Source organism: Acidovorax sp. Root219, assembly GCF_001428665.1.
Taxonomy (GTDB): domain Bacteria; phylum Pseudomonadota; class Gammaproteobacteria; order Burkholderiales; family Burkholderiaceae_C; genus Acidovorax.
On the sequence record NZ_LMIJ01000008.1, the window covers coordinates 41,567 to 62,617 of the forward strand.

The following is a 21,051-nucleotide window of genomic DNA, read 5'->3' on the forward strand; positions in this document are numbered from 1 at the left end:
CATATCACTCAAAAATCATTTCCACGCAGGCGCTCGCTTCTCAACAAAAGCCCGAGCCCCTTCCTGTGCAGCCCCATCCATCATGTTCACCGCCATGGCCTGCCCAGCCAACTGGTATGCCGCCTCCACCCCCAACTCCCGCTGCTGGTAAACCAGGGCCTTGCCTATGGCCACAGCAACCCGAGGCTTCTGCAAAATCGACTGCACGAGCTTCTCCACCTCCGCATCGAGTTCGCCCACAGGCACTACACGATTCACGAGCCCCTGCTCCAGAGCCGTAGAAGCATCGATGAAATCCCCAGTCAGCAGCATCTCCATCGCACGCTTGGAAGAAACATTGCGCACCAGCGGCACACTTGGCGTGGCGCAGAACAGACCGTAGTTGATCCCACTGGTCGCAAACGTCGCGCTGTCAGCCGCCACCGCCAAATCGCACTGCGCGACCAGTTGGCACCCCGCCGCAGTGGCCATGCCCTGCACCCGCGCGATCACCGGCACAGGCAGCTTGTGGATGGCCAGCATCATGCGGCTGCACTGCGCAAACAGCTGCTGGTACCAGGCCAGGTCCGGGTGGGCCGCCATGTCCTTGAGGTTGTGGCCGGCGCAGAAGGCCTTGCCCTCGGCCGCCAGCACCACGACGCGCGCAGTGTCGTCGCGCGCCACGGCATCGAGCGCCTGCTGCAGGTCAGTCAGCATTTCCGAGCCCAGGGCATTGAAGCGCGCAGGGTCGTTCAGGGTCAGGGTCACCACGCCGCGAGCGTCCCGTTCCACGCGCAGAGGCTGTTGAGGTTCCGTCATGGTTGTTCATTTCAGTCCAAAAATCACAGGTCCGCCAGCACGCGCAGATGGGCTTCCACACTGCGTGCCAGGGGCCCCATCACATACCCACCCTCCAGGCAGGACACGATGCGCCCCTTGGAATAGCGCTGCGCGATGTCCTTCACCCGCTGGGTGATCCAGGCGTAATCCGATTCGGTCAGGCCCAGTTGCCCCATGTCGTCCTCGCGGTGGCCGTCGAAGCCCGCGCTCACGAAGATCATCTCGGGCTTGAAGGCCTCCAGCCGGGGGATCCACATCATCTCGATGATCTCGCGGATGTCCATGCCGCGCGTGTAGGCTGGCACCGGCACGTTGACCATGTTGGGCGCGGGATCGTGGTCGCCGCTATAGGGGTAGAAGGGGTGTTGAAAAATGCTGACCATCAGCGCGCGCGAGTCATTGGCCAGGATGTCCTCGGTGCCGTTGCCGTGGTGCACGTCGAAATCGACCACCGCCACGCGCTGCAGATTGTGGCGCTGCAGTGCGTACTTGGCGGCCACCGCCACGTTGTTGAAGAAGCAGAAGCCCATGGCCTTGCTGCGCGTGGCATGGTGGCCTGGCGGGCGCACGGCGCAGAAGGCGTTCTCCATCTCGCCGGCCATCACCGCATCGGTGGCGGCCAGGGCCGCCCCGGCGGCGCGCAGCGAGGCCTTCCAGGTGTGGGCGTTGATGGAGGTGTCGGGGTCGAGCTGCGAGTAGCTCGGGCCACCGGCCAGGATCTCCTCGTTGAGCCGGTCGGACAGGCCGCGCATGGCGGCCACGTGCAGGCGGTCGTGGGCCAGCTCGATGTCGGCCAGGGACGCCTCGGGCGCCTCGCGCCGGTCCAGCGCATCGCCCACGCCGGTGATCAGCAGCCGGTCTTCGATGGCATCGAGCCGCTCGGGGCATTCGGGGTGCCCGGGGCCCATTTCGTGCTTCCAGCAGTCGCGGTGGGTGAAATAGCCCGTCTTGCTCACAGTCAATCCCCGTGTCTCGTACTTTTAGGATAACGTCGCGCTATGACTATGAATGCCCAGCACAAAATCAAATCGGTTCTGGACCAGCTTAACACGGTGATCGTGGGCAAACAGGCCCAGGTACAGGACTGCGTGGCCTGCCTGCTGGCCGGCGGCCACCTGCTGATCGAGGATGTTCCGGGGGTGGGCAAGACCACCCTGGCCCATGCCCTGTCGCGCACCTTCGGGCTGCAGTTCTCGCGCGTGCAGTTCACAGCCGACCTGATGCCCAGCGACCTCACCGGCGTCTCGGTGTACGAGCGCGGCAAGGAAGCCTTCGTGTTCCACCCCGGCCCGGTGTTCGCCCAGGTGCTGCTGGCCGATGAAATCAACCGCGCCAGCCCCAAGACGCAGAGCGCCCTGCTTGAAGCCATGGAAGAAAAGCAGGTGTCGGTGGAAGGCGAGACGCGTGCCCTGCCCCACCCCTTCTTCGTGATCGCCACGCAGAACCCGCACGACCAGCTCGGCACCTTTGCGCTGCCCGAGTCGCAGCTGGACCGGTTCTTGATGCGCATCTCCATCGGCTACCCCGACCGGGCGGCCGAGCGCGTGCTGCTGGCCGGTGCAGACCGGCGCGACATGGTGGACTCCATGCTGCCCCAGCTGTCAGATGAAGAACTGGCCGAGCTGCAGCGCCAGGTGTTGGCGGTGCACACCGCCGATCCGCTGCTCAACTACGTGCAGGACCTGATCGCGGCCACGCGCTCGGGCCGCTGGTTCTTGCAGGGGCTATCGCCGCGCGCCGGCATTGCCCTGGTGCGCGCGGCCAAGGCGCAGGCGCTGATCAGCGGGCGCGACTATGTGGCGCCCGACGACGTGCAGGCCGTGCTGCCCCAGACCATTGCCCACCGCCTGGTGCCCGTGGGCGATGCGGGCCGGGGTGCGGTGGAGCAGGTGCGCGCCATGGCCGAGTCCGTGCCCTTGCCTTGAGCGCCCGGGATATGGCCACGGCCCCATCGCCCACGGTACCGGCCACGCCGCCGGGGCGGCTGCGCGCCGCCCTGGCAGCGCTCAACCCGCTCGCACCGGTGCGCAAGCGCTTCGAAAACTGGTGGATGGTGCGACGGCCGCTGAGCGACACGCTCATGCTGACCCAGCGCAATGTCTACATCCTGCCCACGGGCGCGGGCTGGATGCTGGCGTTGACGCTGCTGATCCTGCTGGTGGCCTCCATCAACTACCAGCTCAACCTGGGCTATCTGCTGACCTTTCTGCTGGCAGGCAGTGCGGTGGTCGGCATGCACATCTGCCACGCCACGCTGCGCGGCATTACGCTGCACCTCAAGGCGCCCGAGCCGCACTTCATGGGGACCAGCGCCACTATCGAGGTCCAGGTGTCCAGCGAACGCAAGACGACGCGCTACGGCATCGGCCTGGCCGTACATGGCGGCAGCGGCGAAGCGCACCACTGGGCCTGGACCGATGTGCCCGCACAGGGAAGCTCCACCGTGCATGTGGCCTTTGCACCCCCGCGCCGGGGCCTGCACCGCGTGCCCACGCTCACGGCGGAAACGCGGTTTCCGCTGGGCACCTTCCGCGTATGGACCTACTGGCGCCCGGCCGCCCAGGTGCTGGTGTACCCGGCGCCCGAGCTGCCCCCCCCGCCGCTGCCACCCGGCGAGCCGCGGGGCGCAGGAACGGGCAGCGCGCCCTCGCAGGGCATCGGCGAGTTCGATGGCGTGCGCGCCTACCGGCGTGGCGACCCGCTCAAGCTGGTGGTCTGGAAGAAGGCGGCCAAGACGCTGGGCACCGGCACCGACGACCTGGTGAGCCGCGATTCGCAGCAGGCCCAGCGCCACGAGCTGTGGCTGGACCCGGCCCTGGCCGCCCTGCCCGACCCGGAAGCCCGCATCTCGCGCCTGGCGGCCTGGGTGCTGCAGGCTGACCGCCTGGGCCTGGACTATGGCCTGCGCCTGCCCGGTGTGGAGATCGCGCCCGACACGGGCACCGCCCACCGCCGCCGCTGCCTGGAAGCGCTGGCGCTGTGCTGAACTTCTGCCGGCAACAAGCCATCCAAACGCATTGCCCCTTGCTTCCTTTTTTGCGGAAAACCGACGCTCCATGAGCCTGCGCCAGACCCTCGCCACCCTGCCACGCGACGCGCGGGACACGCTGTTCCTGCTGTTCGCCACGGCCTGGGTGATCGCGCCCCAGGTGGCCAACCTGCCCGCCTGGGCCAGTGCCATGGCCTTCGGCATGCTGCTGTGGCGCGGCTGGATGGCGTGGAAGGGCCGGCCGCTGCCCGGGCGCTGGCTGCTCACGGTGCTGGTCGTGGTGGCCGTGGCGGGCACCCTGTTCACGCACCGCACCATCCTCGGGCGCGACGCGGGTGTCACGCTCATGGTGATGATGCTGGCCTTCAAGACCCTGGAGCTGCGCGCACGGCGCGACGCCATGGTGATCTTTTTCCTGGGCTTCTTCACGATGCTCAGCAATTTTTTCTTCTCGCAATCGCTGCTCACCGCAGCGGCCATGTTGATCGCCCTGCTGGGCCTGCTCACGGCGCTGGTCAACGCCCACATGCCGGTGGGGCGTCCGCCCCTGCTGCAGACCTTCCGCACGGCCGGCACCATGGCCCTGCTGGGCGCGCCCATCATGGTGGCGCTGTTCATGCTGTTTCCGCGCATGTCGCCGCTGTGGGGCATGCCCAGCGACAACCTCACCGGGCGCAGCGGCCTGTCAGGCACCATGAAAATCGGCGACATGGCCGAGATTGCGCTGGACGATCGCATCGCCATCCGACTGCGTTTCGAAGGTGCTCCCACCGACATCCCCCAGCAGTCCACACTGTATTTCCGCGGGCCGGTCATGGCCGCCTTTGATGGCCGGCAGTGGCAGGCTGAGCCGTTCCGCGAAGACAGCGCCTGGGCGGCGCGGGTGGCGGTGCCCGCCAACCTGCGGACCAGCGGGCCGGCGGTGCGCTACGAGGTGACACTGGAACCCCAGCGCCAGCCCTGGCTGATGGTGCTGGAAGCCACACCCGAGGCACCCCAGGTGCCCGGTATGCAGGCCTACATGACGCAGGACCTGCAGTGGATGACCACGCGCCCCATCACCGATGTACTGCGCTACCAGGCGGTAAGCTACCCGCAATTCCGCCACGGGCCAGACCAGTCCGTACGCCAGTTGCGCGTGTACACCGAACTCCCGCCCGGCTTCAACCCGCGCACCCTGGCCCTGGCGGCTGAGATGCGCGCCGACCCCGCACTGGCCGGGGCCAGCACCCAGGTGCTGGTCAATGCCGTGCTGCAGCGCCTGCGCACGGGCGGCTATAGCTATTCACTGGACCCTGGCGTCTTCGGCGAGCACACGGCCGACGAGTTCTGGTTCGACCGCAAGGAAGGCTTTTGCGAGCACATTTCCTCGGCCTTCGTGATCCTGATGCGCGCGATGGACATACCCGCGCGCATCGTCACCGGCTACCAGGGGGGCGAACGCAACCCGGTGGATGGCTACTGGACGGTGCGCAATGCCGACGCCCACGCCTGGGCCGAGGTGTGGATGGAAAGCCGTGGCTGGGTGCGCGTGGACCCCACGGGCGCAGTGGCACCAGGCCGGGTGGGGCAGTTCCAGCGCCTCAGGGCGCCCGAGGGCGCATTTGCCAGCGCCATGGGAACCATCAGCCCCGGAATGGTGCAATCCTTGCGCGCCGTGTGGGAGGCCGTGAACAACAGCTGGAGCCAGTGGGTGCTCAACTACAGCCAGAGCAGCCAGTTCGACCTGCTCAAGGCCCTGGGCTTCGAATCCCCGAGCTGGCAGGACCTGACCACCGTGCTCGGCGCCCTCATCGTGATCGCCGCCAGCGGCGGCGGGCTGTGGACCCTGTGGGAACGCAGCCAGCACGACCCCTGGCTGCGCCTGCTGGCCCGCGTACGCCAGCGCCTGGCCAAGGCGGGCCTGGTGCTGCCCGACACCTTGCCGCCCCGCTCCATGGCCCAGCAGGTGACTGCCCACTTCGGTGACAGCGCCAGCGGTCTGGCCGCCTGGCTGCTGCGGCTGGAGCAGGTACGCTATGCCCCCGAGCCTGCCCAGCAGTTTGGCGCCCTGCGCCGCGAATACAACACCCTGCCCTGGCCCCCCTCCGCACGGGGCCGATGACCCGAACGACATGCGCCTCCTGAAATCCGTTGCCATCGCCTGTGTGGCGGTGGCCTGTGCCCTGCCCGCCCTCGCCAGCCCCTCCAAGCCCACCAAGCAGGCTGCCGCCAAAAAAACCGCGGCGAATTCCACCGTGCAGGGCGGCGTGCCCTACGCCAACCGGCCCGATGCCATGGCCTTTGCCGACGACCTGGCCACCCGGCGTGGGCTGGACCGCGAATGGGTACGCCAGGCCATCGGCCAGGCACGCCTGCTGTCCCAGGTGCCGCGCCTCATGCTGCCCCCGCCCGTGGGCACGCCCAAGAACTGGCGCGTGTACCGCAGCCGCTTCATCGACCCGGTGCGCATCCGCGCGGGCGTGCGTTTCTGGCAGGAGCACCGCGAAGCACTGGAACGCGCCGAGGCCGAATACGGCGTGCCGGTGGAGATCATCGTCGGCATCATCGGCGTGGAGACCATCTACGGCCAGCAGATGGGCAACTTCCGCGTGATGGACGCGCTGGCCACGCTGGCCTTCGACTTTCCCAACGCCCACCCGCGCGCCAAGGAGCGCCGCGAGTTCTTCCAGCGCGAGCTGGAGCAGTTTCTGAGCCTCACCAACCGCAGCAACATCGACCCCTTCGAGCCGCGCGGCAGCTACGCGGGCGCCATGGGACTGGGGCAGTTCATGCCGTCGAGCTGGGTGCGCTACGCCGTCGATTTCGACGGCGACGGCCGGATCGACCTGTTCAGGAGCCCTGTCGACGCCATAGGCTCGGTGGCCAACTACTTCAAGGGCCACAACTGGACCACGGGCATGCCCACGCACTATGGCGTGCAGTTCGACACGGCGCGGCTGCAGCTCGACACCCTGCTGGCCCCCGACATCCTGCCCACCTTCAGCGCCGCCAGCATGCAGGCCAAGGGCGTGGTGCTCGATGCCGCAGGGGCCCAGCACACGGGTCCCCTGGCGCTGGTGGAACTGCAGAACGGCGGCGATGTCCCTACCTATGTGGCGGGCACGGAGAACTTCTACGCCATCACGCGCTACAACTGGTCGAGCTACTACGCCATGGCCGTGATCGAGCTGGGGCGAGAGGTGGCGGCGGCGCGATAGCCCGACTGCCCGTCAGGCCGTGGCGTACGCTGGCGCTCGTTCAACGCCCCATGCGTGGAGACCCGGCCGCCACCCCAGCTCTGGCGCGATCAGCCGCGCCGTGTCCTCCAGGATCTGGCGGTATTCCTCGGGCGCGAAGTCGTAGGGCAGCTCCAGCCGCAGCTCCTGCACCAGGGGCAGGATCGGGTCGTCGCGCAGCCACTGCAGGATCTGGTCGCTGCTGCCCACCAGGTCGCGCGCGAAGAGCGTGCGTCGCTCGCCCTGGGGGGCCAGGGTGCGCGCCTGCCGCGTGGCGGCCCAGGCCAGGTAGCGCGCGCGGGTGGAGGCATCGGCCCCGTCGAGCGGAACGATCACCCGCCCCAAGGCCACGCGCGGCACACGGGCCTGCGCCTGCTGCGCACGCCAGCGGACATGGAACAGGTCGAGTTGCGCACGCTGCGCCTCGAAGAACTGGTCCGTCTGCTCAGCCCGGTTGATGTTGCCGATGAGCAGGTGGTAGCCCTGCTCGCCCGCCCACTGGGCCGAGCGCAGAGAGCCCCCGCCGTACCACAGGCGCTGCGCCAGACCCGGCGCGTACGGCTGCAGGCGTGGCCGCTGGCGGCCTGCAGGGGATTCTACAAAGGTCTCCTCGTCCCCTATCAACTCGCCCTGCAGGTTGCGGCGCAGGCGCTCTACCCGCGCGTGCGAAAAATCGATGCCGCCCGCATCGCCGTCGAACAGCCGCTCGCCCAGCAGCGCGCCATAGGGCGGCGCCCCGGCGCTCAGGCCCACGTGCAGGCGCCCGCGCGAAAGCACGTCCACTGTCGCCAGGTCCTCGGCCAGGCGAAACGGGTTTTCGTAGCCCATCTGCACCACGGCCGTACCCAGGGCTATGCGCAGCGTGCGCTGGCTCGCGGCGGCCAGGAAGGTCGCGGCCGAGGACACCCCGCGCTCCAGATGCCGCTGGCGCACCCAGGCGCTGTCGAAACCCAAAGCCTCGCCGTAGGCGAACAGCTGCAGCGTGTGCTCCAGCCCGTCGAAGGGGTCGGTGTCGGGGAAATTGCCCGGCGACAGAAAGGCAAGGTGGCGGATGGCCATGGTCAGAACTTCGGCAGGCCAGGCGGGTTGGTTTCCGAGCGCGGCAGCGCTTCTTCTGCCAGGCTCCAGCGCGCCAGCGTCTGCGTGTACTTGCCGCTCTGGATGATGGCGTTGCCTGCCAGCGTCAGCGCATCGGCCAGGCCGCTGCCCTTGCGCGTGGTGATGGCCACGTCGGACTTGAGCGGCCAGCCCGCGTTCACCGTGCCGACGAGCTTGATCTTGCCGTCCTTGGCCGCATGGTAGGCCTGGGGGGCGTTGGGATTGAAGTTGGCATCGGCGCGGCCCGAGACCACGCCCAGCAGGCGCGCGGCGTCGTCGTCGAAGTAGACCAGCTCCACGGGCTTGAGGCCCGCTGCGATGTTCTTCCTGTTCCATTCGAGCAGGATGCGCTCCTGGTTGGTGCCCGAGCCGGTGATGACCTTGAGGCCGGCCACGTCCTTGGGCTCCTTGATCGACGCGATCTTGCTGTCGGCACGCACATAGAAGCCGTGCAGGCCCAGGCGGTAGGTGGAAAAATCGAACTTCTCCTTGCGCTGCTCGGTCACGCCCACGTTGGAAATTACCGCGTCGTACTTGCCCGAGGACAGGCCCAGCGGCCAGTCGGCCCAGGCGATGGGCACCAGCGCCAGCTTCAGGCCCAGGGCATCGGCGATGAGCTGCGCGTAGTCGGGATCGAAACCCACCACAGTCTTCGCATCGGTGGCGTAGGTGGAGATGGGCGGCGCGAACGGTGCGATCGCGACGGTGAGCACGCCTTCTTTCACGAACTTGTAGTCCGTGGGGATGGCGGCGATGGCCGCGGCGTTGCGCTCGGTGCGCGGCCGCGCCTTCTGCTCGGGGCTGAAATCGAAGGTCTGCGCCAAGGCGCCACCGCCGAATGCAGCCAATGCCAGAGCGGCCAGCCAGCGCCGAAGGGATGGGATGGGGATGGTCATGGCGCGCCTCACTTCTTGGGCAGGCCGGGCGGGTTGGTGCGCGCAACCTGGATGGCCTCGGACTGCAGGTTCCAACGCTCCAGTGACTTGGAGTAGTTGCCGTTCTGGATCTGCGCGTTGAGTGCGGCAGTCACCGCCTCGGCAATGCCCGATCCCTTGCGCGAGGTCACGGCGATCTCGGCGTTCTGTGGCCAGCCGCCCGAGAAGGCGCCCACCAGCTTGGTCCGGCCGTCGCGCGCGTTGTGCGCGGCGATGCCGTTGGGCGCGAGGTAGGCGTCCGCCCGGCCCGAGAGGATGGCCAGGTACAGCACCACATCGTCGTCGTAGTACTGGATCTCCACGGGTTTCAGGCCCGCGGCCACGTTCTGCTGGTTCCAGCGCAGCAGGATCTGCTCCTGGTTGGTGCTGGCGCCGACGATGATCTTCAGGCCCGCCACGTCCTTGGGCTCCTTGATCGCGGTGATCTTGCTGTCGGCCTTGACGTAGATACCGAGCTGGTCGTTGCGGTAGGTGGAGAAGTCGAATTTCTCCTTGCGCTCCTCGGTCACCGTGACGTTGGAGATCACCACGTCGAACTTGCCCGACTGCAGGCCCAGCGGCCAGTCGGCCCAGGCCACGGACACCAGTTCGAGCTTGCGCCCCAGGCTGTCGGCGACCAGTTGCGCCACGTCGGGCGCATTGCCCACGGGGGTCTTGTTGTCGGTGGCATAGGCGCCGAACGGCAGGCGTCCGGTGGTGGTGCCCACGGTGAGCACGCCCTCCTTGGCGAACTTGAAGTCCTTGGCCACGAGCTTGAGCGCCTCGTCGACCTTGGCCGAGCGCGGGCGCCCCGGCTGTTCGGGGCTCAGGTCCACGGCCTGGGCCGTGGCCTGCAGCGGGGCCATGGTCGCGGCGGCCAGCGCCAGGGCAAGAAAGGTGGAGCGGCGGGTGAAGTTCATCGGATGGTTCCTGAAAAAAGCCATGAAGAAAAGACAATGCGGGCACGCTGGCGCCCAGCCGGGCGCTGCGCGTGCGAGGGAGCGAAAGAACTGCGGCGGGCTGCTAGAGCACCTTGGCCAGGAACTCTGCGGTGCGTGGGTGCGCAGGGCGGTTGAACACCTGGTCCGGCGTGCCGGTCTCCAGGATCTGCCCCTGCTCCATGAAGACCACGGTGTCGGCCACCTCGCGGGCGAAACCGATCTCGTGCGTGACAATGACCAGCGTGGTGCCCGAACGCGCCAGTTCCTTGATCACGTCGAGCACCTCGCCCACCAGCTCCGGGTCGAGCGCCGAAGTGGGCTCGTCGAACAGCAGCACCTTGGGGCGCAAGGCCAGCGCCCGCGCGATCGCCACGCGCTGCTGCTGGCCGCCCGAGAGCTGGCGCGGGTAGCTGTGCGCCTTGTCGCTCAGGCCCACCCGGGCCAGCAGCTCCTGCGCCAGGGCCTCGGCCTCGGGGCGCAGCACGCCGCGCACGCTGATGGGGGCCTCGATGATGTTTTCCAGCACCGTGAGGTGGGGGAACAGGTTGAAGTTCTGGAACACCATGCCCACGTCCACGCGGCGCGTGAGGATGTCCTTCTCGCCCAGTTCGTACAGGGTGTCAGCATCCTGGCGGTAGCCGATCAGCTCGCCATCGATGGCGATGAAGCCGCCGTCCACCCGCTCCAGGTGGTTGATGGTGCGCAGCAGCGTGGACTTGCCCGAGCCCGACTGGCCCAGCACCACCGTCACGCTGCCGGGTGGCACGGTGAGCGTCACGTCCTTGAGCACCTGCAGCGCGCCATAGTGCTTGGAGACGCCGTGGATGGTGACCTCGCCGCCGCGCGTGAGGCCGCCACTCCAGCGCGGCACGGTGCCGGCGGGCGCGGCCTGCGGTGCGGCAGCGGGCTCGGCAGACTGCGGCAAGGCCTTGGGAGCGAACCCCAGGCGCCGTACGATGGCCGTGAACAGCGAGGGCGGCGGGTTGCGCAGGGCGCCCTTGGCAAAATGCCGCTCGATGTAGTGCTGCACGATGGACAGCACGGTGAGGATCACCAGGTACCAGACGGTAGCGACCATCAGCAGCGGGATCACCTCCAGGTTGCGCCGGTAGATGATCTGGATGGTGTAGAACAGCTCGGGCAGCGCCAGGATGTAGACGTTGGACGTGCCCTTGGCCAGCCCGATGATGTCGTTGAAGCCGCTGGGCAAAATGGAGCGCATGGCCTGCGGCAGCACGATGCGAAAGGCCTGGCGCCGGCGCGGCAGGCCGAGCGCAGCGGCCGCCTCCAACTGCCCCTGGTCCACCGACAGGATGCCCCCGCGCACGATTTCCGAGGCAAAGGCCGCTTGGTTGAGCGTGAGCCCGATCAGCGCCGCCACGAAGGGGCTGATGAGCTGCGTGGTGGGGTAGGAGAAGAAGGTCCAACCCGTGAACGGCACGCCCAGGCTCACCGTCTCGTAGAGGTACCCGAGGTTGTTGATGATGAGCAGCAGCACGATCACCGGGATGGAGCGGAAGATCCAGACGAAGGTCCACGACAGCCCCGCCAGCAGCGGCGAGCGCGACACCCGGGCCAGCGCCAGCGCCGTGCCCAGTGTGAAGCCGAACAGCGCGCCCAGCGCCGTGAGCAGCAAGGTGCGGCCCAGGCCCACGAGCACCGGCTCGGCAAAGAACCATTCGGCGAATATCGCCCAGCCCCAGCGCGGGTTGGTGAGCACCGAGTACAGCACCAGCGCGATGACCACGGCGGCAAACGCCGTGCCCACGGCCCGTGCGCGGTAGCGCGCAGGCACCACTTTGTAGTGCGAGTAATCGCCCTTCACGGGGGGCACGGCAGTTGGCGCCGCTGCCGGGGGCGCGGGGTGGTGCTGCACGGCAGGCGCCGGGCCCGAAGGCAGCGCGTGCGACGCATCAAGCGTGGTGGTGGTGGACATGTGGTTCTTGTGGGGTGAAGCGAGGAAGGACGGCTCAGGCCGCTCGGGCCAGAGGTTCGATAAAAGCCGAGGCAAAGGCGGACGAGGCGGGCACAAGGGTTTTCTCGAACGGCAGCGAGCGGTAAGTGCCCTCGGGCGCCGACGGGTCGAACAAGGCCGCATAGCCCTGGCCCAGGTACAGCGCCACGGCCTCGGGCTGGCGAAAGCCCGTGGTCAGGTAGATGCGCGTGTAGCCCTGGCGCAGCGCCTGGGCCTCGAGCTCCTGCACCACCCGGCGTGCCAGGCCCTGGCGGCGCTGGGCCGAGTGCGTCCACACGCGCTTGACCTCGGCCGTGCCGGGGTCCGGGTGGCGCTTGAAGGCGCCACCGCCGATGGCCACTCCATCGCGCAGCAGCAGCACGAAGTTGCCCCCCTCGGGCGGCGAGAACAGCTCGGCCGGGTACTTCTCCATCTCGCGCGGGCCGCCCTCGCGCTCGTAGAAGTCGCCATAGCGGCTCTGGTACTCGTGGCTGAGTTCCTCCACCAGCGGGCGTGCCAGAGGGTCCAGGGGGGTGGTGTAGACGAATCGTTCGCTCATGGTGTCGCGTCCATCAAGGCAACAGAAAAGGGGTCATGCGGGCGCCAGGAAGCGCTCGGCCAGGCGCACCCAGTAAGTGGCCGAGGGCGCGAGGATGGCGTCGTTGAAGTCGTAGTACGGGCTGTGCAGCGAGGCGCCGTCGCCATTGCCCACGAAGACATAGCTGCCGGGCCGCTGGAGCAGCATGAAGGCGAAGTCCTCGCTGGCCGTGCGCGGGCGAAAGCCGGCGTCCACGCGCGCAGCGCCGAAGGTGTCCACGGCCACACTGCGCGCCAGCGCCGTCTCGGCATCGTGGTTCAGCACCGCGGGGTAGCCCGGGCGGTACTGCACCTCAGCCGTGGCGCCAAAGCTCTCGGCCTGGGCCCGCGCGATGGCCGGAATGCGCTCTTGCAGAACGGCGCGCACCTCGGGCTTGAAGGCACGGGCGGTGAGCTTGAGCTCCACGCTTTCGGGAATCACATTCGGGGCGGCACCGCCGTGGATCGAGCCCACGGTGACCACGCCCATGTCCAGCGGGTCGACGTTGCGCGAGACCACCGTCTGCAGTGCCGTGATGATGTGCGCTGCGGCCACCACCGGGTCCACCGTCTCGTGCGGCGCAGCGCCATGGCCGCCCTTGCCGCGCACGGTGATGGTGATCTGGTCCACCGAGGCCATGGCCGGCCCGGTGACGCAGCCGAAGTGCCCCGCGCCCACGCAGGGCCAGTTGTGCAGGCCGAACACCGCATCGCAGGGAAAGCGCTCGAACAGACCCTCGGCGATCATGCGGTTGGCGCCGCCGCCGTTCTCCTCGGCGGGCTGGAAGATCAGGTTCAGCGTGCCGTCGAAGCGGCCCGACTCGGCCAGGAAGCGCGCCGCAGCCAGCAGCACGGTGGTGTGCCCGTCGTGCCCGCACGCATGCATCACGCCGGCGTTTTCGCTGGCATAGGGCAGGCCCGTGGCCTCGGTGATGGGCAATGCGTCCATGTCGGCGCGGATGCCCAGGGACTTGCCGCCATTGCCACGCACCAGCCGCCCCACCACGCCCGTGCCGGCAATGCCGGGGGTCACCTCGTAGCCCCAGGCCGCCAGGCGCTCGGCCACGATGGCGGCGGTGCGGTGCTCCTGGAAGGACAGCTCGGGGTGGCGGTGCAGGTCCTGGCGCAGGGCCTTGAACTCTCCGATGAAGGCAGCGATGCCCTCCTCCACGCGCGCCACATCTTCAGCGCCGACCGCAGGCAGTGCGGCGCCCATCAGGCGACCTTCCTGTCGGTGGCGCCCAGCCCATCCACAGCCGCATACCGGCTGGCCTTGCGCGGCAGGCCCAGGTGGTCGCGCAGCGTGGCGCCGGGCAAGGTGCGCTCGTAGCGGCCACGCGCCTCCAGCACGGGGATGACATGGGTCACGAAGTCGTCGAGCCCCTGGGCCAGCACCGGGAAGCCGAGGATGAAGCCATCGGCCGCACCCTCGTCCACCCAGCGGATGATCTCGTCGGCCACCCGCTCGCCTGTGCCCACGAACTGCGAGCGCGGCGTGGCCGCCTCCAGTGCCACCTGGCGCAGCGTAAGGCCACGCTCCTTGGCGTCGGCCTTGATGCGGTCAGTGGTGGAGCGAAAGCTGTTGCGCCCGATCTCGCCCAGTTCCGGGAAGGGCTCGTCCAGCGGGTACTGGCTGAAATCGTGGTGGTCGAAATAGCGGCCCAGGTAGGCCAGCGCTTCCTGCACCGTGAGCAGTTCGCGGATGGCCTGGTACTTGGCCTCGGCCTCCTCCTGCGTGGCACCCACCACCGGGCCGATGCCCGGGAAGATCTTCACGTCGCTGCCCTGGCGGCCCTGCGCCACCGCGCTGGCCTTGACCTGGCGCAGGAAGGCGCGCGTGGCCTCGAGGTTGGGCGAATGCGTGAACACCGCGTCGGCGTACTTGCCCGCCAGCCCTACGCCCGCATCGGACGAACCGGCCTGAAAGATCACCGGCTGGCCCTGGGCCGAGCGGCCGATGTTCAGCGGCCCGGCCACCTGGAAGAAGCGGCCCTTGTGGTTGAGCGTGTGCAGCTTGGCGGGGTCGAAGAACTGGCCGGTGGCGCGGTTGCGCACCACGGCGTCCTCGTCCCAGCTGTCCCACAGGCCCTGGGTCACCTCCAGGTACTCGTCGGCGATCTCGTAGCGCAGCGCGTGGTCGGGGTGTTGGCGGCTGTAGTTGCTGGCCGTGCCTTCGAGCGGCGTGGTCACCACGTTCCAGCCCGCGCGGCCCTGGCTGATGAGGTCCAGCGAGGCGAACTGGCGCGCCACCGTGAACGGGTCGCTGTACGAGGTGGAGATGGTGCCCGCCAAGCCGATCTTCGACGTGGCCACGGCCAGTGCCGAGAGGATGGAGATGGGCTCGAAGCGGTTCAGGAAGTGCGGGATCGACTTCTCGTTGATGAACAGGCCATCGGCCACGAAGGCAAAGGCGATGCCATTGGCCTCGGCCTTGCGCGCGGTGTCGATGTAGAACTGCAGGTTCACGCTCGCGTCGGCCGGGCCGGCGGGGTGCTTCCATGAATTCATGTGGCCGCCTGCGCCGTGCAGCATCAGGCCGAAGCGGATGGGTGTCTTGTTGCTCATGGTTTTTTCCTTCTTGGGGGATCAGGCTTCGGCGGTCTGCAGGGCCCCGGCGAGCAACTCGACCGAGGCGAGGCGCTCGGCAAAGCCGGTGACGGGCGTGTCGACCACGAACTCCTCGATGCCGTAGCGCTCTGCCAATGCATCGAGCGCATGGCGCACGAAGGCCTGCGAGCCCGCGATCACGTGCGGGCGGGTTTCTTCGAGGCGGTAGTCGGTCACGCCGGCCTGGCGCGCGAACTCGGCGGCGGCCTTTTCATTGGGCAGGTTCACGCTCTGGCCGGTGGACAGGTGCAGCTTGAACACGCGCAGCGCGCCCACCAAGCGCTCGGCCTCCTCCTGCGTGTCTGCGACCAGGGCATACAGCGCGAGCAGCGGCGCACGGCCTGCGGCCTCGCGGTAGACCTGCACCGAGCGCTCGATGTTCACGGGGTCGCCATTGAAATGCCCGGCGTAGACGAACTGCCAGCCGTGGCGTGCGGCCAGCGCGGCGCTGTCGGGGCTGCCGCCGAGCAGAAAGCGCTCGGGCAGGCTCGGTGGCTCGGGCAGGGCCACGGCGCCGGCCAGGGGGTGGTCGGCCGCGAGGGTGTTGGAAACAAAGGCGTCGAGCTCGGCCAGTTGCGCTGCGAAGTCGGCCTTGCGTGCGGGGTCGCGTGCCGCCTGCAGCGCGCGGGTGGACAGCGGCAGGCCGCCCGGCGCCTTCCCCACGCCCAGGTCCACGCGGCCCGGTGCCAGCGCGGCCAAGAGCTTGAAGGCCTCGGCCACCTTGAAGGGACTGTAGTGCTGCAGCATGACGCCGCCCGAGCCCACGCGGATGCGCGCGGTGCGCGCCAGCAGGTGCGCCACCAGCACCTCGGGCGCCGAGCCCGCCAGGCCCGGGTTGCCATGGTGCTCGGCCACCCAGAAGCGGCGGTAGCCCAGTTGCTCGGCGCGCTGCGCCAGCGCCACGGTGCGCTGCAGCGCCTGGGCCGCAGTGGCGCCTTCAGGAACAGGGCTCTTGTCGAGCAGGGACAGGGCATAGGACACGGTGGGGGCGATTCGCGCATGGATGAACAATGCTGCAAATTCTGTGGCCCCGGGCCGGCGCGCGTTGCGCTAACTTGTCATATCGATATGCGGACAAAAGGCGCCCCGGCCCTTCGCCCGCCTGACGTGCGGGGCCGGCTGCGGGCCCGCGCACGCTGCCGTATCAAGGCCTCTGCATGGTGCAGCTGTGGGGCTGCTGGGCCTTGGCAGGCGTGATCTGGCGCACCACGCGAAAGCCGTAGCCCGAGCCTTCGACGTCGAACTTGACGCCCGGTGCGCCCTTCTTGTCCATCACGCCCACCACCAGCGCCTGCTGGAACTGGTGGTCCGCCGCGCGCATGCTGCCGCCCTGGCCCGAGAGCTGCACGCTGGCCTTTTCCATCTGGCGCGCCACGGCCACCGGGTCGGTGCTGCCCGCACGCTCGATGGACTGGGCGAGTGCCTCCACCATGAGCTGCATGCGCATGTGCACGTAGTCGTCCTGGGGCTTGGGAAAGCGCTCGCGAAAGGACTGGTAGAAGGCCTCACTGGGCGCGCCCGGCACGTTGGGCAGCCAGTCGGCCACGGCCACTACCTTGCCGATGCCGGCGTCGCCGATGGCGGCCGGCGCGCCCAGGGCATTGCCGTAGAAGGTGTAGAAGCTGCCCTCGTAGCCCACCTCGCGCGCGGCCTTCACCAGCAGCGTGAGGTCGTTGCCCCAGTTGCCGGTGACCACGGCCTGCGCGCCGCTGGTCTTGATCTTCACGGCGTAGGGTGCGAAGTCCTTCACGCGGCCTACGGCGTGCAGCTCTTCGCCCACCACGGCCACATCGGGCCGCTGGGCTGCGAGCTGCTTTTTCGCCTCGCGCAGCACGGCCTGGCCGAAGCTGTAGTCCTGGCCGATCAGGTAGACGCTTTTGAGGGCCTTGTCGTCGCGCATGACGTCCATCAGAGCCGCCATGCGCATGTCGGCATGCGCGTCGAAGCGGAAGTGCCAGAAGCTGCACTTCTCGTTGGTCAGAATCGGGTCCACCGCCGAGTAGTTGAGGAAGATCACGCGCTTGTTCGGCTCGCGCTCGTTGTGTTTGTTGATGGCCTCGATCAGCACTGCGGCCGTGGCCGAGGAGTTGCCCTGCAGGATGACCTGCGCGCCGTCATCGATGGCCGCGCGCAGGGCCGACAGGGCTTCCTCGTTCTGGCCCTTGCTGTCATAGCGCTCCAGCGCCAGCAGGCGCGGGCCGCCGGCACTGGCCGGCAGTGCCACGCCGCCGCGCGCGTTGACGCGCTCCATGGCCCAGTAGATGTTGCGGTAGACGGCTTCGCCGGTGTTGGCAAAGGAGCCCGAGAGGCTTTCGATCAGCGCCATCTTCACGGGCTTGGCGAGTGCCGTTGCAGCAGCGGGTGCTGTGCCCTGCGCCCAGCTGCTGAAGGCGGGTGCCAGCGTGCAGGCCAGCGTGGCCGCAACGGCCAAAACGGAATGACGTAATGCCGCAGCGCATGATTTCAAGCCCGCGAACCGCAATTTATTCATGCTCTTTTTCCCCTTGAAAACCCGCGCGGCCGTACACAAGTTCTGTCCATGCGGCGACCACGTCGAGAGCCGCGCAGTGTATAGGAGTCCTTTTCATGATCTTCGCCCCCGTCGCCCGCCGTTCCGCCTTCAACAACGCCCCCCGTTCCGCCGACCTCGCGCTGCAGCGCTTCTTGCTCGGCAGCTTTGCCAATGCAGCCCCTGCCCGCTCTGCCGGCGTGACCGTCACGCAGGACGACAAGGCCACCACCTTGCAGCTGGATGTGCCCGGCGTGACCCGTGAGCAACTGCAGATCGCCATCGAAGGCAATGTGGTGCGCCTTTCCAGCGTGGAAGGTGCCCCCCGCCAGGTGCAGCGCGCCTGGGAACTGGCCACCGACATCGATGCCGCGGCCAGCAGCGCCAAGCTCGAAAACGGCGTGCTCACACTCACCCTGGTGCGTGTGGAACCCGTCAGCAAGGCCACCACGCTGAGCATCCAGTAAGTACACGGCGCAGTGGAGCGCGGCCTGAATGCCGCGCTCTGCCTGCCCGTGCCGGTTGTCCCCACGCGGCAAAGGCCTTCACGGCCACAGGGCTGCATCGCTCCTCTTCTTTCTCGCGCGCCGAACCGCAAGGGTTCATTCAGTTTCCGCAAGCGCGCATTCCCAACAGCAGCAGCACCGCCAGCCCCAAAAGGCACGACACCGCCTGCCAGAACAGCACCGGATTGCGCTCCACCAGGGGTGGCGCGCGCAGGCGCTGGAACTGCGCGCCGGGCGATTGCAGGTCGTACAGGAACTCGGACACCGCCTCCTGGCGTTTGGATGCCTCGGGTTGCAGGGCTTTTTGCAGCACGCCATCGAGCCAGGCCGGCAGCCCGGGCCGCAGATGGCGCACGGGCACATAGCGCAATTGCCTGAGCTCTGCCGGTGAGCGCAGGCGCACCACCTGCAGGCCATAGGGCAACTGGCCGGTGAGCATCTGGTAAGTCAGCACCGCCAGCGAGAACAGGTCCGAGCGGGCATCGCCCTCGCCGCCCACGAAGTACTCGGGCGCGGTGTACTGCAGCGTGCCGGCAATGGCATCCGCGCGTGCAGCGCGCGTCCCCTCGGCAAGGCCCGCCACATGCACCGACCCGAAATCGATAAGCTTCACCGTGCCGCTGCGGTCGATCAGCAGGTTCTCGGGCCGGAGGTCCTGGTGCAGCATTTCGCGCGCATGGAAGGCCTGCAGGCCCTTGCCGATCTGGGCGACGAGGCTGCGCACGGCATCCAGGTCCGGCAAGGGGTGGTCGGTCATCCACTGGGCAAGGGTCTGCCCGTCCACGAACTCCATGGCCACATGGACATGCTGGCGTGGTCTCTCGCTGCCGGCCACCCGCAGCACGTGCGGGCTGTGGATGCGCCGCGCCACCCACTCCTCCAGCAGAAAGCGGTCCAGGTAGTCCTTCTCCGCAGCCAGGTCCACGGAAGGGGTCTTGATCACCACCTGCTCGCCCGTGGCGTCGTCCACGGCCAGGTGCACGTGGCTGCGCGAGCTCGCATGCAGTTCGCGCACGATGGTGTAGCCCTCGAAGCCCATGCGCGGCGAGAGCGGCGGCGGCAGGGACAGCCCCTCGCGCTGCGGCGGCAGGTGTGCCAATGCCCGGTCCTCGGGCAGCGCGTCGATGCGCAGCAACTGCACCGTCAGGTCGTCGGTGGCCCCGCGCGCCTGGGCAGCGGCGACCAGCACCCGCGCCGCCGCATCGAAGTCATCCGCGCACTGCGCAATGGCCGCGTGCACAGCGGTCGCATCCAGATGCATGTACGCCCCATCGGTCGCCAGCAGGTAGACATCACCCACCTCGGCCGGCAGGCTGCGGTAGTCGATCTCCACGTTGGGCCCCATGCCCAGCGCCCGGCCCAGGAAGGATTCGACCGAGGACAGGTGCACGCGGTGGTCCTCGGTCAACTGCTCCAGGGCCGTGGCGTGCACGCGGTAGATGCGCGCATCGCCGACGTGCAGCAAATGCACCTCGCGGCCCTTGAGGATGAGGGCGCTGAAGGTGGTGACATAGCCCCGGTCCTTGTCGAAGCGCGCATGGCTGCGCAGGGTCTGCGCATGCAGCCAGGCATTGGTGGCGCCCAGCACGCGCTGGGCCGAGCGGCGCACCGACCAGGCCTCGGACGTGGCGTAGTAGTCGTCGAGAAAGCCGCGCACCGCCGCCGCGCTGGCCTCCTGGCTCACGGCGCTGGAGCCTATGCCATCGGCCAGCGCGAGCGCGATGCCCTTGGTGCCGCGCTGCGGTCCCACGGGCAGCACGGCACCGTGGAAGTCCTGGTTGACTCCCTTGTGCCCGGCCTCGGAATGCTGGCCGAGCGTGACGCGCAAGGCGTGCATGGGCAACGCTCAGGCAATCTTGCGCTTGGGCGCGGTCTTGTAGTGCGTGGAGTACAGCATGGCGCCCACAAAGGTCAGGCCGCCCACCAGGTTGCCGATCACGGTGGGGATTTCGTTCCAGACCAGGTAGTCCATGACCGTGAAGTTGCCACCCAGCAGCAGACCCGAGGGGAACAGGAACATGTTGACGATGCTGTGCTCGAAACCCATGTAGAAGAACAGGGCGATGGGGATCCACATGCCGATGGCCTTGCCCGACACCGAGGTAGACATCATGGCCGCCACCACGCCGGTGGACACCATCCAGTTGCACATCACGCCACGGATGAACAGGGTCAGCATGCCGGCGGCGCCGTGCGCGGAGTAACCCACCGTGCGGCCCTCGCCAATGTGGCCGATTTTTATGCCGACTGCGTTGGGCGCCTCGCTGAATCCGAAGGTGAAGATGATGGCCATGAACACCGCCACCATGAAGGCCCCTGCGAAGTTGCCGCAGAACACCAGCGTCCAGTTGCGAAAGACGCCACGCCAGGTGGCGCCAGGACGCTTGTCGAGCACGGCCAGCGGGGCCAGCGTGAACACACCGGTCAGCAGGTCATAGCCCAGCAGGTACAGCAGGATGAAGCAACCCGGAAAGAGCATTGCCCCCAGCAGCGGGTTGCCGGTGTTCACCGTGACGGTGACCGCGAAGGCGGCGCCCAGTGCCAGCATGGCACCGGCCATGAAGGAGCGGATCAGCGTGTCGCGGGTGGACATCAGGAGCTTGGATTCACCGGAATCGACCATCTTGGTCACGAACTCGGCGGGGGCGAGGTAGGCCATTGCACTTCCTTTGGGACGGGGAGACTGGCATGCTTCCCCAAGGGGTCCACCCGGGGAAGCGCGCAAGAAGAAGAGGATGAGGGGAAAAAAGAAAACGGCGTCCGCTGCGCCCCCATGCAGATGGGGAACGCAATGGACGCCGTTATCCTCGGATGCGCGATTCCTGGACCTGCGGGCAACCGCAGGCGGTGGATGGCAGGCCGCCGTTAGCCCGCCATCCAGGCTATTCCATGCAAGTTCCGTACCCTCGTTGGGGCAGCC

The 21,051-nt window shown here is 68.1% G+C and carries 18 protein-coding genes; 5 read left to right on the top strand and 13 right to left on the bottom strand.

Annotation, left to right across the window (positions count from 1 at the left end; genetic code table 11):
- Window positions 1-15: 15 nt before the first annotated feature.
- Window positions 16-798 carry an enoyl-CoA hydratase gene (locus ASE28_RS07535; RefSeq protein WP_057265911.1) on the bottom strand — a complete coding sequence of 261 codons (783 nt, stop codon included), beginning with the start codon at window positions 796-798 and terminating at the stop codon, window positions 16-18.
- A gap of 23 nt (window positions 799-821) precedes the next feature.
- On the bottom strand, window positions 822-1,775 hold the full coding sequence (locus ASE28_RS07540; RefSeq protein WP_200963920.1) for a histone deacetylase family protein: 954 nt from the start codon (window positions 1,773-1,775) through the stop codon (window positions 822-824).
- 48 nt (window positions 1,776-1,823) lie between these two features.
- On the opposite strand from ASE28_RS07540, the gene ASE28_RS07545 reads away from it, so the two are divergent.
- The 4 genes from ASE28_RS07545 (at window position 1,824) to mltB (ending at window position 7,008) form a co-directional block, all read left to right on the top strand.
- Window positions 1,824-2,744 carry a MoxR family ATPase gene (locus ASE28_RS07545; RefSeq protein ID WP_057265914.1) on the top strand — a complete coding sequence of 307 codons (921 nt, stop codon included), beginning with the start codon at window positions 1,824-1,826 and terminating at the stop codon, window positions 2,742-2,744.
- An 11-nt stretch (window positions 2,745-2,755) separates the two neighbouring features.
- Window positions 2,756-3,805 carry a DUF58 domain-containing protein gene (locus tag ASE28_RS07550; protein ID WP_057265916.1) on the top strand — a complete coding sequence of 350 codons (1,050 nt, stop codon included), beginning with the start codon at window positions 2,756-2,758 and terminating at the stop codon, window positions 3,803-3,805.
- 70 nt (window positions 3,806-3,875) lie between these two features.
- Window positions 3,876-5,912 carry a DUF3488 and transglutaminase-like domain-containing protein gene (locus ASE28_RS07555; protein ID WP_057265918.1) on the top strand — a complete coding sequence of 679 codons (2,037 nt, stop codon included), beginning with the start codon at window positions 3,876-3,878 and terminating at the stop codon, window positions 5,910-5,912.
- A 10-nt stretch (window positions 5,913-5,922) separates the two neighbouring features.
- Window positions 5,923-7,008, top strand: a complete 1,086-nt coding sequence (mltB, locus tag ASE28_RS07560; RefSeq protein WP_057265920.1) for a lytic murein transglycosylase B — start codon at window positions 5,923-5,925, stop codon at window positions 7,006-7,008.
- Window positions 7,009-7,020: 12 nt separating this feature from the next.
- On the opposite strand, the gene ASE28_RS07565 is transcribed toward mltB, so the two are convergent.
- The 9 genes from ASE28_RS07565 to ASE28_RS07610 form a co-directional block, all read right to left on the bottom strand.
- Window positions 7,021-8,085: an LLM class flavin-dependent oxidoreductase gene (locus ASE28_RS07565; protein WP_057265922.1), complete on the bottom strand. Its 1,065-nt coding sequence runs from the start codon at window positions 8,083-8,085 to the stop codon at window positions 7,021-7,023.
- 2 nt (window positions 8,086-8,087) lie between these two features.
- The gene (locus ASE28_RS07570; protein WP_057265924.1) at window positions 8,088-9,020 is read right to left on the bottom strand and encodes an ABC transporter substrate-binding protein; all 933 of its coding nucleotides are present in this window, start codon (window positions 9,018-9,020) and stop codon (window positions 8,088-8,090) included.
- A gap of 8 nt (window positions 9,021-9,028) precedes the next feature.
- A complete protein-coding gene (locus ASE28_RS07575; protein WP_057199713.1) occupies window positions 9,029-9,958 on the bottom strand; it encodes an ABC transporter substrate-binding protein in 930 nt (309 codons plus the stop codon).
- 103 nt (window positions 9,959-10,061) lie between these two features.
- On the bottom strand, window positions 10,062-11,915 hold the full coding sequence (locus ASE28_RS33425) for an amino acid ABC transporter permease/ATP-binding protein (RefSeq protein ID WP_082603974.1): 1,854 nt from the start codon (window positions 11,913-11,915) through the stop codon (window positions 10,062-10,064).
- 34 nt (window positions 11,916-11,949) lie between these two features.
- Window positions 11,950-12,492, bottom strand: coding sequence for a GNAT family N-acetyltransferase (locus tag ASE28_RS07590; protein WP_057199712.1), 543 nt, complete (start codon window positions 12,490-12,492; stop codon window positions 11,950-11,952).
- Window positions 12,493-12,525: 33 nt separating this feature from the next.
- Window positions 12,526-13,725, bottom strand: a complete 1,200-nt coding sequence (locus tag ASE28_RS07595) for a M20 aminoacylase family protein (protein WP_057265926.1) — start codon at window positions 13,723-13,725, stop codon at window positions 12,526-12,528.
- A complete protein-coding gene (locus ASE28_RS07600) occupies window positions 13,725-15,074 on the bottom strand; it encodes an LLM class flavin-dependent oxidoreductase (RefSeq protein WP_057265928.1) in 1,350 nt (449 codons plus the stop codon). Before ASE28_RS07600 ends, ASE28_RS07595 begins: the two co-directional genes overlap by 1 nt.
- Window positions 15,075-15,095: 21 nt before the next feature.
- On the bottom strand, window positions 15,096-16,097 hold the full coding sequence (locus ASE28_RS07605) for an LLM class flavin-dependent oxidoreductase (protein WP_057266138.1): 1,002 nt from the start codon (window positions 16,095-16,097) through the stop codon (window positions 15,096-15,098).
- Between the two features lie 163 nt (window positions 16,098-16,260).
- Window positions 16,261-17,607, bottom strand: coding sequence for a branched-chain amino acid ABC transporter substrate-binding protein (locus ASE28_RS07610; protein ID WP_057265930.1), 1,347 nt, complete (start codon window positions 17,605-17,607; stop codon window positions 16,261-16,263).
- A 95-nt stretch (window positions 17,608-17,702) separates the two neighbouring features.
- On the opposite strand from ASE28_RS07610, the gene ASE28_RS07615 reads away from it, so the two are divergent.
- Window positions 17,703-18,092, top strand: a complete 390-nt coding sequence (locus ASE28_RS07615) for an Hsp20/alpha crystallin family protein (RefSeq protein WP_057199708.1) — start codon at window positions 17,703-17,705, stop codon at window positions 18,090-18,092.
- A 139-nt stretch (window positions 18,093-18,231) separates the two neighbouring features.
- Here ASE28_RS07615 and ASE28_RS07620 read toward each other — a convergent pair whose 3' ends face one another.
- Together ASE28_RS07620 and ASE28_RS07625 are read right to left on the bottom strand one after the other, a co-directional pair.
- On the bottom strand, window positions 18,232-19,968 hold the full coding sequence (locus tag ASE28_RS07620; protein ID WP_057265932.1) for a bifunctional protein-serine/threonine kinase/phosphatase: 1,737 nt from the start codon (window positions 19,966-19,968) through the stop codon (window positions 18,232-18,234).
- A gap of 9 nt (window positions 19,969-19,977) precedes the next feature.
- Window positions 19,978-20,790, bottom strand: coding sequence for a formate/nitrite transporter family protein (locus ASE28_RS07625; protein ID WP_057265935.1), 813 nt, complete (start codon window positions 20,788-20,790; stop codon window positions 19,978-19,980).
- Window positions 20,791-21,051 lie beyond the last annotated feature (261 nt).

Bases quoted from the DNA above. Each gene is read 5' to 3' on its own strand.
- ASE28_RS07535 (WP_057265911.1), bottom strand. From the start codon at position 798: ATGACGGAACCTCAACAGCCTCTGCGCGTGGAACGGGACGCTCGCGGC.
- ASE28_RS07545 (WP_057265914.1), top strand. From the start codon at position 1,824: ATGAATGCCCAGCACAAAATCAAATCGGTTCTGGACCAGCTTAACACG.
- ASE28_RS07550 (WP_057265916.1), top strand. From the start codon at position 2,756: ATGGCCACGGCCCCATCGCCCACGGTACCGGCCACGCCGCCGGGGCGG.
- ASE28_RS07555 (WP_057265918.1), top strand. From the start codon at position 3,876: ATGAGCCTGCGCCAGACCCTCGCCACCCTGCCACGCGACGCGCGGGAC.
- mltB (WP_057265920.1), top strand. From the start codon at position 5,923: ATGCGCCTCCTGAAATCCGTTGCCATCGCCTGTGTGGCGGTGGCCTGT.
- ASE28_RS07565 (WP_057265922.1), bottom strand. From the start codon at position 8,085: ATGGCCATCCGCCACCTTGCCTTTCTGTCGCCGGGCAATTTCCCCGAC.
- ASE28_RS07570 (WP_057265924.1), bottom strand. From the start codon at position 9,020: ATGACCATCCCCATCCCATCCCTTCGGCGCTGGCTGGCCGCTCTGGCA.
- ASE28_RS07575 (WP_057199713.1), bottom strand. From the start codon at position 9,958: ATGAACTTCACCCGCCGCTCCACCTTTCTTGCCCTGGCGCTGGCCGCC.
- ASE28_RS33425 (WP_082603974.1), bottom strand. From the start codon at position 11,915: ATGTCCACCACCACCACGCTTGATGCGTCGCACGCGCTGCCTTCGGGC.
- ASE28_RS07590 (WP_057199712.1), bottom strand. From the start codon at position 12,492: ATGAGCGAACGATTCGTCTACACCACCCCCCTGGACCCTCTGGCACGC.
- ASE28_RS07595 (WP_057265926.1), bottom strand. From the start codon at position 13,725: ATGGGCGCCGCACTGCCTGCGGTCGGCGCTGAAGATGTGGCGCGCGTG.
- ASE28_RS07600 (WP_057265928.1), bottom strand. From the start codon at position 15,074: ATGAGCAACAAGACACCCATCCGCTTCGGCCTGATGCTGCACGGCGCA.
- ASE28_RS07610 (WP_057265930.1), bottom strand. From the start codon at position 17,607: ATGAATAAATTGCGGTTCGCGGGCTTGAAATCATGCGCTGCGGCATTA.
- ASE28_RS07615 (WP_057199708.1), top strand. From the start codon at position 17,703: ATGATCTTCGCCCCCGTCGCCCGCCGTTCCGCCTTCAACAACGCCCCC.
- ASE28_RS07620 (WP_057265932.1), bottom strand. From the start codon at position 19,968: ATGCACGCCTTGCGCGTCACGCTCGGCCAGCATTCCGAGGCCGGGCAC.
- ASE28_RS07625 (WP_057265935.1), bottom strand. From the start codon at position 20,790: ATGGCCTACCTCGCCCCCGCCGAGTTCGTGACCAAGATGGTCGATTCC.